The following is a 15,124-nucleotide window of genomic DNA, read 5'->3' as shown; positions in this document are numbered from 1 at the left end:
AAGAGCCTTGAAACTATTGTTTCAAGGCTCTTTTGGATTGCTTTTATCTTTCAACTAAGGTAACTCAGTAATCATAGTCCCGTGGTAAGGAATATTATTTTCCTTAAAATTTTCGATTTTAATATAATCTATGGATGCTTTTTTTAGTTCAGGTGCTAATTCCACTAAAGATCCTGAAGTGATCAGCGAAATAGCGTTAGACAGAAAATGCTCTTCTATATCTCCCAGTTGAGCATTGTATATATTGTCACGTAATGTGTGGTTTGGAGGTAAACCTTGTTGATAATTGATGTCGTTGGTTACATTTTGAGCTCTCATAACAATTGGTTGAAGCGCCCATGAATGTCTTCTTTGATTTGTGTTTTCGTCAATATCCTGAATCATGATCGATCCATAATACTTGCCATGGGTTTGTGTTCCTATTTGTATGACCTCCATATGTGGAGCAAGACCGTAAATCACCATTTCACTTGCTGATGCAGTGCCTGATGTAGTTAGTATATAAACCCGACTTAAATCCAAGTTCATTGATTGATTGGGAATCCTCAATTTAGCATTATAATTTTTTAGGTTCTCATTCCACACTTCCTCAATAAACACTTCTCCAACTGATGATTTTGGTGCAATTAATCCGGCCAGTAATACTGCAGAAGTAACCCTTCCCCCTCCGTTATATCTTAAATCGAGAACCAATTCGTTTACGCCGGCTGCTTTAAAATCTGAAAAGGTATTGACTAAAGCGGTGTCATAACTAGCGGTAAATGAGGAGTAAGCTATATAACCTATTGTGGAACCTTCTACCTCATGGATGCTACTGGCAATTATTGGGTGATGTTGTAGATTCTCAACAGCATTAATCTCCACTTCGGGCGATAATGAAACGATGTTACCAGAGTCATCAAGATACCCAAGAGTCAGAACCATGTTGTCATTATTTAGCAGTCGCTGATAATTTTGGTCGGTCACGGTTTCTCCGTTGATTTTATGAATCATATCACCTCTTTGAAGGCCCGCTTCACTGGCTGGAGAGTTTCGATAAACATACTCTACATATATGATGACCTGATTTGATCCCTGTCTTAAATAATATGGTTGTATAGAATATCCTTTACTTTTTGAAACCCCATCAAAATAAGCTATCAGTGCCTCAATGTCATCAGTGATAAATGACCATTTATCATCGGGATCCTTAAGCAAACTGTAAAAATAGGCTTCTGGATCTCTTTGTGTTCTGTAATTTATTTCCGGCATTTCTTTGTGCCAGAAATAAGCATAGTCCATATATGTGTATATAAAATTGTTTACAGTAAGTGTTTGAGCAGGCAGAAATTCCACATTGGGTTTTAGGGTTAAATATATCCTGATATCCTTAATTGCTCCGGCTTTAATATTTTGAGTTGATGTGATGTAAATTTGAGTTGATTTATCTCCATATAGAGACTCTTTTTCGTCATCTGTTAAATGGCGATATGCTTGAATTTGATAATCTCCTGGTATCAAGTCGGTAAAAAGAACCTTCGTCGCATCCAGTAATTTGGTGCTGTCTGTTTCACCACTTTGTATGTTCGTAATCCTAATGGTGGTGTTCTCCAGGGGAATGAAATTATAATTTTCATCAATTTTAATGTTTACCTCAACAGTCGACAGTATTTGGGCTTTATCATCATCTTTACAAGAATAGAAAATGGTCATTAGTACCATTAGCTTAAAAAATAGAATGGGTGTTTTCATAATCAATTGTTTAAATCGTATTTTGAACTGTAAATTTACACTTTTTTCTGTTTAATTTTGCTTTTCCTTATGCTCATTCTATGGATATTTCGGATTCGTCAGTCACTTTTTGTGGTATTTTCCTAAATTTGAAAAGAAAATGATAATAGTTTGATCAACGAAGTTCGAATTTGTCATACACTGATCAACTATTTTCAGAAGTGAACTTTTATATCCCGCTGGTATAAGCGGACTGGTCGCATATTTGTCGTTTGATTTTTGATTCTGGTTTGAAATGTATATAAAAAAGTATTCGTTTATTTTAGCACTTGCGTTCATTGCTGTGATTTCCTCCTGCGAATCCGATCTTGAAATAGATATGGATGAAGGAGGTGGACGACTGACTCTGTTTTCATTTCTGATTCCTGATTCCGTCTTTACGGTACATTTAAGTAAAAGTGTAAACCACTCTTCTGTTGATTTTTTTGAGCGAGTTTATGATGGCTATGTCACCGTTGTTAGAAACAATGTCGTTGTCGATTCTTTTGCTTATCCATACCGTGATCTTTGGGCTCAACGTCCTGGTATACCTATTCAGCCCGGAGATCATTTTGAGTTAAGAGCAGGCGATGCTTCAGGATACAGAGTCTCCGGCTCAACAGTAATACCGGAAGTTGTCTCTATTTCGAGAATAGACACAACGAGAAGCGCCATAATGGATCCCGCTAATCCCGGGTTTTCTTACATACAATGTGAAATTGTTTTTTATGACCCTGAGTCTGTTGATAATTACTATCAATTGGTTGTATTAAAAGATCTGTGGACGAAGACAGATCATGGATTAATACACGAGCATCGAAAAGTAAGTTTTCTAAAAGATGATCCTATTTTTTATATCCGTGATCAGGAGGGGAGTTTGTTAGGAGGAATTGATTTCAGAGGAACTTTTTCCGATTACCTGATCAATGGTAAAGAGTATCAATTAAGCATTCGCTTACCAGCTTCCTATGTTCAACCCCCTGAACTTGGTCAGAAACGAAAACTTACCTTTTTACTTTTAAATCAATCGCGCGATTATTTTAATTATCTCCGTAGCAGGGTAGTGGCTGAGTATAATTATGATTTGCCAATTGTTGATCCTATTAAAATTTATTCTAATATAGAGGATGGTTTGGGCATCATTGGCGGAATTTCTGTCGGAACCGATTCTCTTGTTTTTATCGGAGCAGACTATGAATGATCAATTTTTATTATGAATAAGATATTCCTGTAAAGGGTTATTTCTAATATCTTTGTGGTCTTAAATTTTGAGATGAAATATGCTGTTTTTGTTTTTTGGAATAATTGTTGCATATTTGCACCTATAAATATAAACATGTAAATATATAAATATTATGGCGCTATTTGGAAAAATGGATACCTCCGGTGAGAAGGCCGGGGGAACAAATGAGATCACAGATGTAGAGAAAGTTAAAGTATTAATTATAGGTTCGGGACCCGCAGGATACACGGCTGCCATATATGCTGCACGTGCCAATTTGTCACCTGTGATGTATGAAGGACTTCAACCCGGAGGACAGCTTACCACAACCACGGAAGTTGAGAATTTCCCCGGATACCCATCAGGCATTACCGGTCCCGAAATGATGGAAGACTTGAAAAAGCAGGCGGAAAGGTTTGGAACTTCTGTTCGTTTTGGAATGGCTACAAAAGCTGACTTTTCAAAACGACCTTTTAAGGTTACCATTGATGATAAAAAGATGATTGAAGCAGAAGCCGTTATTATTGCGACTGGTGCTACGGCAAAATATCTTGGCCTTGAAGATGAGAAGAAGTACGCTGGTGGAGGCGTATCAGCTTGTGCTACTTGTGATGGCTTTTTTTATCGCGGAAAGGATGTAGCTGTTGTTGGCGGTGGAGATACCGCTGCCGAGGAAGCTTTATATTTGGCCGGTCTTTGCAATAAAGTATACCTGATTGTTCGTCGTGATGAATTGCGCGCTTCAAAAGTGATGCAGGAACGTGTGTTCAATGCGCCAAACATTGAAATTTTGTGGAAGCATCAAACCAAAGGTTTATTTGGAGACGGAGTTGTTGAGGGCGCCACGCTTGTAAAGGAAAAAGGAACGCCCAACGAGGAAGAGGTAAAAATCAAAATTGATGGATTCTTCCTTGCCATTGGTCACACACCTAACTCTGATATTTTCAAAGAGTATTTGGAAACTGATGAAACAGGCTATATCAAAACTATATCAGGCTCAGCTAAAACCAATGTTCCCGGAATTTTTGCCTGTGGCGATGTTCAGGACCATATTTACCGCCAGGCTGTGACTGCTGCCGGTTCCGGATGTATGGCTGCCATAGATGCAGAGCGCTGGTTGGCCGAGAATCCGTTGAAGTAATTTTTTTGACAATCATCTAAACCACAGATATACTTCATGTATTTCTGTGGTTTTTTATAGGTAATAGATGTCATTTTTATAGTTTATTAGCATTGATAACTCATTCTTTTGATGTTGTGTAGGGGATAAACTTTTTTGTTTAATGGTTTATTCATAAATTGTGGTTTACAATACACTTAGTTATTATCGATTAAACCATATATCATGAGATTTATTTATAGCATTTGCACATTACTTATTCTCGGCTTAGTTGTTTTTGGTTGCTCAAACAACCAAAAAACCTCAATCATTGCCGAAGGTGCAACCTTAGAGTTGGTAGCAGATACTTTTAGTTTTACTGAAGGGCCTGCCCCAGATCGATACGGAAATGTTTATTTTACCGATCAGCCCAACGACCGAATCCTGATATGGTCAATTGATGGAGAGATTTCTCTTTTTATGGATGGCTCCGGTCGATCCAATGGACTCTATTTCGACAATGATGGTTATCTTCTGGCCTGCGCCGATGAAAAGAATGAACTTTGGTCCATTAATACCAATACAGGACAATACGAGGTGTTGGTTTCCAATTTTGAGGGTTATAAGTTGAATGGCCCCAACGATTTGTGGATTGATTCCAAGGGAGGTGTCTATTTTACCGATCCTTATTATAAACGCGACTATTGGGTTGACCCTACTCAGGAACTCATGCAGGAGAATGTCTATTATCTCTTGCCAGACAGAAGTGATATCATTATAGTCGATGATCAGATGGTAAAGCCAAATGGAATCATAGGTGCTCCCGATGGAAAAACTTTGTATGTGGCAGACATTGGTGATGATAAGACCTATCGATACGATATTAATCCGGATGGTTCGCTTTCTAACCGACAACTCTTCTGTGAATTGGGTTCAGATGGCATGACCATTGATAACCGGGGTAATGTTTATCTAACCGGAGATGGGGTAACTGTTTTTAATTCAGCCGGAGAAAAGATTGAACACTTTAAAATTGAAGAACATTGGACGGCCAATGTTACTTTTGGAGGTGCTGACCAGAACATCCTTTTTATTACCGCCATGGGATCGGTCTATACCATAGAAATGAATGTTAAAGGTGTCCGGTATTAATCTTTATTTATGTGATATTCAATCAGGCCATCAATGGGGTCTTTCACAATTTTACCTGTCATGTAACCTGATTTTAAGGCCGAATCTTTAAGTAAATCCTGAAAATACCATGCTATGCTTCCGGTAAAATGAACCGGAAGCTTTTTGTTCACGATGTATTGATCAATGTTTCGCTTGAAAAACTTCTCAAATGACTCTCTTACCAGATTTTTAATGCTCTCTTCGTCCCGATGGTCATACAGAAATTTTGAAAATCCGGCCAAATACCTGTTCGGGAATGGTTGTTTGTAAACCTTGTCCAAAATTTCAGCCGAAGATAGATGGTATGTTTTATTGAACTTTTTGCAAATATGATCCGGCAATTGTTTTTTCAAAATATCTGCAATGAGGGTTTTTCCCAATACCGCACCACTTCCTTCATCACCCAGAATAAAGCCCAGAGGGGAAACATGTTCAACGATTTCTGAACCATTATAATAACAGGAATTGGAACCGGTTCCCAATATTGCTGCAATGCCTTCTTTTCGTCCGCATAAGGATCTGGCAGCAGCCAGTAAATCACTGTTAACTTGAACTATTTCCGGATTCCAGACTTCTTTAATGGCATCTTCAACCATCTTACACTTTTCGGGATTGGCGCAACCTGCACCATAAAAATAGGTTTCCGTTACTGTGCTGTTTATCTCTTTGCAATGCTCTTTAAGTATTTCCACTATCTGATTTTTATCCTGAAAAAACGGGTTAATACCAGGTGAATGAATGATAGAAACAACATTCTTATCTTTAAGAATCGCCCAGGTAGTTTTGGTTGAGCCGCTGTCGGCAATAATTATCATGGTTTAATGGTTTTGTGCAAATTTAATCAAGGTTGTATTCCTACTTAAGGCGGATTCATTACTTTCACAGGATATTACCGCCTATACTTAGTAACTGTTTATATTTAGGGTTAATATATGTTATAGATAAGTAGACTGTTAGATTCTAGACAGATAGAATAGTTGAGAAAGACGTTTAGATGTATCTGATTTTCTGTTTAATCTTGTCTATCAGTCTAATCCCGATTCATCGGGACTAAAAATCTTTAAAACAGATTTAATATAAATTTAAACAGTCTCTTAATCTTTTTTTAGGTTATTGAGCCGTGTTTGATAAGACTGGAAATAATTTCTTTGCGTTTTTTCATCCAAAAAAGAAGAAAAAGTTAGTTTTTCAACTAAGTCAGTCTTATTAAGCATTGTATTTATTAAATCGTCATAAACATTTTTATTAATCCCTGCTTTTCCTGATAAAATTCTAAATTGTGAAAAAATGTTTCCTTGTGCCATGTTTTTTGGTAAAAGCCCATCTTCTAAAGCAAATTTTCTGTCCTCAATATGAATTCTGCTATTTAACAAATCATAAGCAGGACTTAATTTAAAATCCCCCATTGAGGTTTCAATTAATGAAAAATTCTTAAAATGAGCATCCCCGTTTGAGAATAAATAATTGAAGAGTAATATCTTCAATAGCTTTGGAGCTTCTACGTGATAGGCAGGTACAAACTTTTTCATTATTTCAAATAATTCAAGATAATTTCCTGAATACTTATAGTGCTCTCCATGTGTTTGCGGAGTTCTCCCTGAAAGTGAAGCAAAATCTTCCTGAGCTAATTTCGAACCATCTTCTTTTAAATCAAATCTCTTTGTTATATATGCTGGTGTACCATTTTTGAAAAATATTAGTGCATTTTCAGCTGTTTCTATTCCATAAGCTTGTTTTGCAATTTGCATTGTTAAATGTTCATTTGCAGGCATACACTCGGGCCTTTTTCCAGCGACTGGAATAGGTTTAAGAATATATTCTCCTTGTTCTCCTTCATTGATGAGTCGTAATTTGTTTTTATCAAGTAACACAGAAAACTTCTCTTGCACACCAGAAATTGACATTTGCCTACGATTGTCATCAAATAGTTCTTTTGTTTCGGAATTTGAAGTCGGTGAATCATACGGCAATATGTGATTCACTTTTCTTCCTTTAAATACTTTTGACAGACATGCTCTGCTATAAGTTGTATGACCTTCAGCTAAAGTTCCCGGACAAACATTAATTTCCGATTGAAAATTGAAAATTGAAAATTGAAAATCATCCATTGCTAATCGTCCATTGTTAATTTCTAATTCATTTAAGTTTTGATGATTTAATGATAGAAATGAGTATTCTCAAAACTTCCTTCACATCGGTATAGATTGAATTAAAAATATCGTCATCAATATAATCAGACTTGTATAGTAATTCTATCCAATATTCAGTCTCATTAGCTTCTTTTAATGCAATAGAAAGTTTATGAATAAAATCAGCTTTGCTTTCGGCATGTTCTGATTCTTTAACCATTGCCCCTATTGAAGTGCCTGAGCGCAACAATTGTTTTGATAACACATACTTCTTCTTTTATCCCACCAAATATTTATGCAACTTCACAATCTTAAGTGCCAACTCAAAGCTTTAATTCTTTATTATATTCTCTTCAATATCAATTGTCAATTACCCTAACTGTAATAGCACCGATAGTATCATTCTTTGCTGTTGTGAGAAGTAACCCAAAATAATCATTTAAGTCTAACCTGTTTAGTTTACAAACAATCTGTTTATTTGACCCTTCTGGTAGCATGTTATAAAAAAAAGGAAATAAAAAATCTGAATGAAATTCATGTTGAGATTTTGGTAATGTTAAACTAATAGAAGGTTTAGTTTTATCACTTATCCATGATTTATTGTATTTAAAGGTGAAAGAACCGTTGTTATGCTGAATTAACACGCCTGCATCTTCGTTCTTATAAAGAATTTTTGCCGTCCTCATTTGTTATTTCCGTTTTAACCTTTAAACAAACTTCAAGTCCTAATACATCAGCTATTTTCTGAATAGTCTGTAAAGTAGGGTTTCCTTTACCACTTTCAAATTGCTTCAGTGTTCTTAACCCAACTCCTGAAAGTTTTGCCAAATTCTCTTGGTTAACTTTTAGATTTTCTCTACGTTCTTTTATTGTATTAATTAATTTATTAAAGTGCATAATGTTGCTCTTTTTTATGTGAAATTAAGAAATATTCTAACTTTATCCAAATAAAGAGCTTTATATTGCACTTATATTGAGGTTGGAGTATTATAATTTGTAAAACCAATACAAAAGTGCGGTGTAATGCACTTTTGTGTTGTATTGGCTGTAACTCATTCATAACAGCATTACTGTTATAGATAAATGCACAAGCAGCGTTTCTCTTTGCAAGCACTGAAAAGAATTCATATCTTCAAACCACAAAATTTTTAATCTAAGCAAAGATGATTACGTGCTTTTTATTATCAGCTCAAAACGAAGATTTAAAGGCCACCACAGATGAGCTTTTAAGTTCATCTGTGGTATCACAAATATTTATAATTGGCAGGGAGTTACCATCGTTTAATTTGCCTGAAAATGCACAATGGATGAAAGGAGATGGATTTCACGATGTGAAAACCATCATAATGGCAGCAGAGTCATCAGTGAGTGAATATAGCCTCTTTTATACAAAGACTTCTCCATTAAAAACAGGGCCGTTTGGATTGGAACGAATGGTTCAGATTGCACAAGATACCGGTGCAGGCATGGTTTATTCCGACCATTATAAAATGATGAATGGAAAATCAGTCCTTCATCCGTTAATTGATTATCAGAGTGGCAGCTTGAGGGATGATTTCGATTTTGGTTCACTTTTGCTATACAGAACCGACGCGATAAAAAATGTTGCTCCTACGCTGGATAAATCCTGGCAATACGGTGGATTGTATGCACTTCGCCTGGCAGTGTCAAGAATTTATTCAGTTTTCCGTATTCCTGAGTTTCTCTACACCGAAATGGAAACAGACAACAGAGCCTCGGGAGAAAAGATTTTTGATTACGTTGACCCTAAAAACAGAGCGGTGCAAATTGAAATGGAAGAGATTTGTACAGCAAATTTAAAGGCCATTGGAGGCTGGTTGCAACCCCGGTTCAGTGAGATAGATTTATCAGATTCAGGCTTTCCGGTGGAAGCATCGGTCATTATTCCGGTTCGAAACCGGGTGAAAACCATCGAAGATGCCATAAAATCAGTGTTGTCGCAGGAAACCAAATTTCCATTCAATTTAATTGTGGTAGATAATCACTCAACGGATGGCACAACGGAGCTTTTGCAAAAAATGGCTGAATCAGATGAAAAGCTGATTCACCTGATTCCTGACAGGAATGACTTAGGCATTGGTGGATGCTGGAATTACGGTGTTTTTCATGATGCTTGCGGCAAATTTGCCATACAGCTCGACAGTGATGACCTGTATATTAATAATCAGGTAATTCAAACCATTGTAGAGGCGTTTTATGAGCAACAATGTGCCATGGTGGTTGGTAGTTATCAAATGGTCAATTTTAACCTTAAAGAGATTCCACCGGGGTTGATCGACCATCGTGAGTGGACACCCGAAAATGGCAGAAATAATGCTCTTCGTATTAATGGATTAGGAGCTCCAAGAGCCTTTTACACCCCGGTTTTACGGGAAATAAGACTTCCCAACACAAGCTATGGAGAAGATTATGCCGTGGGATTGCGAATTTCAAGGCAATACCAGATTGGACGGATATACGAACCGCTTTATTTGTGTCGCAGATGGGAAGAAAACTCTGATGCCTCGCTGGATGTAGTTAAGATGAACGGACACAATCTCTATAAGGACCGCATCAGAACGATTGAACTCCAGGCCAGAATCAATCTCAATAAAGAAATCAACTGATGGCATTGGCAATAAACAGCATTGATGAACTATTTGCAGGCCAGTTAAGCGGATGGAAGCTGGCAGAGCGCAACTATGAAGGGTTAAGCGGTGTGTTAACCCGAGACATTGATTTTGAAGAAGGATTTAGATTTAAAATTCAGTTTAACCCCGGAAGAATCAGGTCGTCGGCTGCAAAAGTAGATGCTGAAAGCATCAGGCAGCGCAGTTGTTTTTTGTGCTCTGATAACCGGCCAACTGAACAGAAGGGGATTCCTTTTAACCAAAATTACACCATACTGGTTAATCCTTTTCCCATTTTTCACCGCCATCTAACCATTGTAGATAATACTCATGGGGAGCAATTAATCTCCGGACGTTTCGGTGACATGCTGCAACTGAGTGAACATCTCCCGGATTTTATTATTTTTTATAATGGGCCAAAATGTGGTGCTTCGGCACCTGACCATTTTCATTTTCAGGGGGGGAATAAGGTTTTTTTGCCGGTTGAAAAGGAAATATCACGAATAAACCGACAGTTTTTGTTCGGTACCGACAGCTGTTCGCTTTTCGCGATGGATAATTACCTTAGAAAAACACTTTTAATAGTTGGCACTGATGCAGCTGCGGTTGAAAACTGTTTTAACAAAGTTTTTTCGGTTTTGAGAGATTTTATTCCATCAAATCCGGAGCCGATGATGAATGTTTTGGTGGAGAAAGAAGGGGAGGAGTGGAGAGTGGTGATTTTCCCCAGGAAAAATCACCGTCCGGAGCAGTTCTATGCAACTGATGATGACCAGTTGCTTTTGAGTCCCGCCTCGGTGGATTTTGGAGGGGTTTTGATTACACCCCGCCACGAGGATTTCGAAAAATTGGACAAAAGTCTCATCCGCAATGTTTTTGAACAGGTTACTTTGGATGATGATGTTTGGATAGAGATAAAAAAGAAGCTTCAGTTATAATATACAACGAGGGTTTTAGATGATGCTTAAGCAACCAAAAATACGAGTGGGGATTATGTTTTCCCCAATCATAGAGTTTAAACTACACGGCGTTTATCAACACAGCGCATCCGGAAGAAAATTTCAGGGTGAAGGAGATTTCTGTTTAAAGAACAACAAAGTCGAACTCTCGATGAATGGTGAAACCGAGGTGTGTGAATTGCCATTTGAGCTCATCCCATTGGATGAGCAATCCGCCGGTTTTGAACTGCTTAATGTAACCATTGGGATTAATTTTCATTGGGAGCGAAAAGAGAACCAGAGTTTTAAAGGCGCTTTGAAAATCATACAGGAAAATGAGCATCTCACAGCCGTCAATGTATTGTCGTTGGAAGATTACCTGTTAAGTGTTATCTCGTCCGAAATGAGTGCAACAAGCTCTGCTGAGCTTCTTAAGGCGCATTCGGTAATATCGCGCAGCTGGTTGTTGGCTCAGATTGAAAAAGGAGAACAGATTAATAAATCGGGGAGCTATTCCACCTGTTTTGAGAGTGAGGGGGAGCGTGTTAAATGGTACGACAGGGAAGACCACACCAATTTTGATGTATGTGCCGACGACCATTGTCAGCGCTACCAGGGGATAACCAAGGCATCAACCGGTACGGTTAAAAGTGCCGTAGAATCTACCTCCGGTTTGGTGTTGACGTACAATAATGCAATATGCGACGCCAGATATTCAAAATGTTGTGGTGGAGTTTCCGAACTCTTTGAAAATGTGTGGGAATCTGTAACACATCCTTATCTGACAAAAGTGGTGGATGCCCCACAACCGCCGGAGGGATATGGCCTGGAACTCCAAAACGAACAGGATGCACATCAATGGATTACTGGAAATCCTGATACTTTTTGTAATACCACCGATTCGGAAATTCTCTCGCAGGTTTTGAATGATTATGACATGGAAACACCCGATTTTTATCGGTGGAAGGTGGTTTTATCGCAATCTGAAATTCAGGACTTATTAAAATCAAAAGTGGGAATTGATGTTGGCAACGTGCTTGATTTGGTGCCATTGGAGCGCGGAGTTTCCGGCCGTATTATTCGTTTGCGGATAGTTGGGAGTAATTCATCCTTTGTAATAGGTAAGGAGCTAGAAATTAGAAAAGCTTTTTCGGCGTCACATCTTTACAGTTCGGCGTTTGTTGTTGAAAAGGGTGAGGTTAAAAATGGCATCCCGGAGGGATTCCATTTTACCGGTGCCGGCTGGGGACATGGCGTAGGATTGTGTCAGATAGGCGCAGCAGTAATGGGTGCTTCCGGCTATTCCTACAAGGAAATTCTCAATCACTATTTTAAAGGAGCAGATATTACAAAACGATATTGAGAATTTTGTGAATTTTAGGAGTATTTATTCGTAAGGTGTATAACAGGTTATGGCATTCAGTAGGATTTTTTTTCGCCTCAAGGAATTTCCGTTAATAAAATCAAGTTTATTGTCGTTGAAAAATCCGGGCTGTTTGAGCGTAGCGAGTTCCCGGATTTTAGACAATAAGATTGATTTTTAGGAAATTACTTGCAGCGACGGCATTTTTTGCTTACTTTTTTTTGCTGTTGCAAAAAAGTAAGAGCCCGTGCGGCTTGAGCACTTTATATAAATGAAATGATTTTTTCTGAAATATCGATATTAGAATGCAACATCAACAAAAATCACCATGGAGCTGGGTGCCATCGCTCTATTTCACACAAGGAATTCCTTATGTAATAGTCATGACGGTGGCAGTTATCATGTATAAGCGGCTGGATATTTCCAACACCGATATTGCCTTATACACCAGTTGGCTCTATTTACCCTGGATGATAAAACCCTTGTGGAGCCCGGTGGTGGATTTGCTCAAAACCAAACGGTGGTGGATTGTTACCATGCAATTGCTGGTGGGAGCAGGTTTGGCCGGAGTGGCTTTCACCATTCCCATGGATGGCTTTTTTCAATACTCACTGGCTTTTCTGTGGCTTTTGGCCTTTAGCTCTGCCACTCATGACATTGCTGCCGATGGCTTTTATATGTTGGCTTTGAATGATGGAGAACAGTCATATTTTGTTGGGATTAGAAGCACATTTTATCGCATTGCCATGATTGCCGGACAAGGTTTATTGGTAATAGCAGCCGGTTTTTTCGAAGAAAAAACCGGAAATATACCATTGGCCTGGAGCATAACATTTTGGGGAATAACAGGATTGTTTTTATTGCTTCTGCTCTATCACCAAATAATTCTTCCAAAACCGGCTGCCGATAAATCCGTATCGGGAGAAAAGAGCCGGGATTTAATGAAAGAGTTCCTGGTAACATTTGTCTCTTTTTTTGAAAAGAAGGGAATTGTTGCTGCTCTTTTGTTCCTTTTATTGTATCGGCTTGGAGAAGCACAGCTTGTAAAGCTGGCATCGCCCTTTTTGTTAGACCCGGCCAAAGAAGGTGGACTGGGATTAAGCACCGGAGATGTGGGACTTATTTACGGAACTTTTGGGATAGGTGCTCTGATGTTGGGTGGCATTACCGGCGGATTGGCTGTTTCCCGAAAAGGTCTGAAATATTGGTTGCTACCCATGGCCGTGGCCATGAATGCACCAAACCTTGCGTTCGTTTATTTGTCGTGGGTTTTACCCGAGAGCATTTATCTGGTAGGTGCAGCAGTGGTTGTTGAGCAATTTGGCTATGGATTTGGTTTCACCGCTTATGTGATGTTTATGATTTGGTTTTCGGAAGGTAAGCATAAAACAGCGCATTACGCCATTTGTACCGGATTGATGGCTGCCGGTATGATGTTTCCGGGAATGATTTCCGGTTGGTTGCAGGAGATGGCAGGATATCCGCTCTTTTTTGTGTGGGTGGTGCTTTGCACCATCCCCGGTTTTATAATCATTCGATATTTGAAAATTACTCCCGGTTTTGGGATGAAAAAAACCAGTGTCAAGTCAAGCATAAAATGACGGGCTAACTTGGTGTGTTTGGTGGTTCCCCCCTGAGGATTAGGTGTGAGAGATGGAGAAACTTCAGACTTGGCACTAATCCTCAATAATTGAGTCCCTCACTTCAATACTGGTATTACTGTGCATGGAAATGCCCGGATAAACAGGGTACCACGTGCCACCTATGTTGTTTCTAATCACTGACCGGTCAATAACAATATTTCCTGTCATGTTATTGGTGACAAAAAAAACAGCTGAACCATGTGCATTTACCTCATTTTGTTCAATCACTGTTCCCAATATTTTAAGTGTCATTTTATTTCCATCGTTGTAGATGGCTCCTCCGCTACCTCCACCGGCTGTCCCGCTTTGAGCGGGATTGCCGCAACAGCCTATTGCCTTATTGTGGGAAAAGAAACAATTGATAATGGTCCAAGATACGCCTATGCTGCTTATTGCACCTCCGTTTGCCCCTATGTTTGCGTATTCATGTCCCCCTCCAAATGTACAGTTGACTAAATAGACCGGTTGTTGGTCGTATTGACTAAAAACTCGTATGGCACCACCGCCGATATCGGGGCCTTGACTTCCGCAAATGTTGTTAAAGAAACGACAATTTACCGCTTTGAAACGCCCACCGCGAACCCAAACAGCTCCACCTCCATCGTAGGTGGTCTCGTTTGTTGAGTTGCCATCTATCAAGGTGATGTTTTGCAACGTTAGTCTTGGATGATCTTGATTCTGGCAATGCGGAGTAGTCCAAACTTGATCCTGGTCGCAGGTGTTCATGTAAATAATTCTTGTTTTTCCACTGCCACTCAGAGTTACCAATCCTCCACCATCTATTACAATATCAGGTTTTGCATTGTTAAATATTTTTGCCGGTTGGGTTAAATATAGCGTGAAAGGCTCCTCACCGCCGTTAAAAACAATGGTGCCGCCTTGTGCTACTGCCTTAATAAAATCTTCCTCAGTGCAACTCTCCGGGGTTCCGTTGCCTATAATATGGTCGGGGTTCGATACATCTTCTGGGCCGGCATGTTGCGGAACTGGGTAATTTCCCTCCGGATTTCCGGCAGCAGGCCCCCATTCCGGATTGGCAAGCAGATTATGAAATACGGCGGATTTTTCATTCTCATCCTTTTGACAACCTGATAATATTGAAATCAGAGGGAATATAACCGTAATGAAAATTAAGGTACATTTCAAAAATGTTTTGTTTCTATTCATACGATAATTTT

Annotated in this window: 14 protein-coding genes; 7 read left to right on the top strand and 7 right to left on the bottom strand. The window is 38.9% G+C overall.

Annotated elements, in window-relative coordinates:
* Positions 1–54 precede the first annotated feature (54 nt).
* The gene (locus tag B5X70_RS13475) at positions 55–1,731 is read right to left on the bottom strand and encodes a S41 family peptidase (RefSeq protein ID WP_079558434.1); all 1,677 of its coding nucleotides are present in this window, start codon (positions 1,729–1,731) and stop codon (positions 55–57) included.
* A 274-nt stretch (positions 1,732–2,005) separates the two neighbouring features.
* On the opposite strand from B5X70_RS13475, the gene B5X70_RS13470 reads away from it, so the two are divergent.
* The 3 genes from B5X70_RS13470 to B5X70_RS13460 all read left to right on the top strand — a co-directional run bounded on the left by B5X70_RS13470 (position 2,006) and on the right by B5X70_RS13460 (position 5,222).
* Positions 2,006–2,950, top strand: coding sequence for a DUF4249 domain-containing protein (locus tag B5X70_RS13470; RefSeq protein ID WP_079558433.1), 945 nt, complete (start codon positions 2,006–2,008; stop codon positions 2,948–2,950).
* A 154-nt stretch (positions 2,951–3,104) separates the two neighbouring features.
* Positions 3,105–4,112, top strand: coding sequence for a thioredoxin-disulfide reductase (gene trxB / locus B5X70_RS13465; RefSeq protein WP_079558432.1), 1,008 nt, complete (start codon positions 3,105–3,107; stop codon positions 4,110–4,112).
* A gap of 204 nt (positions 4,113–4,316) precedes the next feature.
* The gene (locus B5X70_RS13460) at positions 4,317–5,222 is read left to right on the top strand and encodes an SMP-30/gluconolactonase/LRE family protein (protein ID WP_079558431.1); all 906 of its coding nucleotides are present in this window, start codon (positions 4,317–4,319) and stop codon (positions 5,220–5,222) included.
* Here the strand turns inward: B5X70_RS13460 and B5X70_RS13455 are convergent.
* The 5 genes from B5X70_RS13455 to B5X70_RS13435 form a co-directional block, all read right to left on the bottom strand.
* Positions 5,219–6,058, bottom strand: a complete 840-nt coding sequence (locus B5X70_RS13455) for an ATPase (protein WP_079558430.1) — start codon at positions 6,056–6,058, stop codon at positions 5,219–5,221. The two genes, B5X70_RS13460 and B5X70_RS13455, sit on opposite strands and share 4 nt — an antisense overlap.
* A gap of 279 nt (positions 6,059–6,337) precedes the next feature.
* The gene (locus B5X70_RS13450; protein WP_079558429.1) at positions 6,338–7,351 is read right to left on the bottom strand and encodes a HipA domain-containing protein; all 1,014 of its coding nucleotides are present in this window, start codon (positions 7,349–7,351) and stop codon (positions 6,338–6,340) included.
* Positions 7,352–7,379: 28 nt separating this feature from the next.
* Positions 7,380–7,637: a four helix bundle protein gene (locus B5X70_RS13445; protein ID WP_198314171.1), complete on the bottom strand. Its 258-nt coding sequence runs from the start codon at positions 7,635–7,637 to the stop codon at positions 7,380–7,382.
* Positions 7,638–7,731: 94 nt separating this feature from the next.
* On the bottom strand, positions 7,732–8,058 hold the full coding sequence (locus B5X70_RS13440; RefSeq protein WP_079558428.1) for a HipA N-terminal domain-containing protein: 327 nt from the start codon (positions 8,056–8,058) through the stop codon (positions 7,732–7,734).
* Positions 8,033–8,269: a helix-turn-helix transcriptional regulator gene (locus tag B5X70_RS13435; protein WP_079558427.1), complete on the bottom strand. Its 237-nt coding sequence runs from the start codon at positions 8,267–8,269 to the stop codon at positions 8,033–8,035. Before B5X70_RS13435 ends, B5X70_RS13440 begins: the two co-directional genes overlap by 26 nt.
* Positions 8,270–8,535: 266 nt before the next feature.
* On the opposite strand from B5X70_RS13435, the gene B5X70_RS13425 reads away from it, so the two are divergent.
* The 4 genes from B5X70_RS13425 to B5X70_RS13410 all read left to right on the top strand — a co-directional run bounded on the left by B5X70_RS13425 (position 8,536) and on the right by B5X70_RS13410 (position 13,904).
* The gene (locus tag B5X70_RS13425) at positions 8,536–9,999 is read left to right on the top strand and encodes a glycosyltransferase family 2 protein (RefSeq protein WP_079558425.1); all 1,464 of its coding nucleotides are present in this window, start codon (positions 8,536–8,538) and stop codon (positions 9,997–9,999) included.
* Positions 9,999–10,940, top strand: a complete 942-nt coding sequence (locus B5X70_RS13420) for a DUF4922 domain-containing protein (protein WP_079558424.1) — start codon at positions 9,999–10,001, stop codon at positions 10,938–10,940. The genes B5X70_RS13425 and B5X70_RS13420 overlap by 1 nt, the downstream gene beginning before the upstream one ends.
* A gap of 55 nt (positions 10,941–10,995) precedes the next feature.
* Entirely contained in the window at positions 10,996–12,303 is a 1,308-nt protein-coding gene (locus tag B5X70_RS13415) for a SpoIID/LytB domain-containing protein (protein ID WP_232468310.1), read from the top strand.
* Between the two features lie 305 nt (positions 12,304–12,608).
* Entirely contained in the window at positions 12,609–13,904 is a 1,296-nt protein-coding gene (locus B5X70_RS13410) for an MFS transporter (RefSeq protein WP_079558422.1), read from the top strand.
* 75 nt (positions 13,905–13,979) lie between these two features.
* Here B5X70_RS13410 and B5X70_RS13405 read toward each other — a convergent pair whose 3' ends face one another.
* Entirely contained in the window at positions 13,980–15,113 is a 1,134-nt protein-coding gene (locus B5X70_RS13405) for a hypothetical protein (RefSeq protein ID WP_079558421.1), read from the bottom strand.
* Between the last annotated feature and the right edge of the window lie 11 nt (positions 15,114–15,124).

The sequence above is a fragment of the Alkalitalea saponilacus genome, from assembly GCF_900168165.1.
Classification (GTDB): domain Bacteria; phylum Bacteroidota; class Bacteroidia; order Bacteroidales; family Marinilabiliaceae; genus Natronoflexus; species Natronoflexus saponilacus.
Note: the sequence above shows the minus strand (reverse complement) of the source record. Positions and strands in the feature narration are given on the sequence as shown.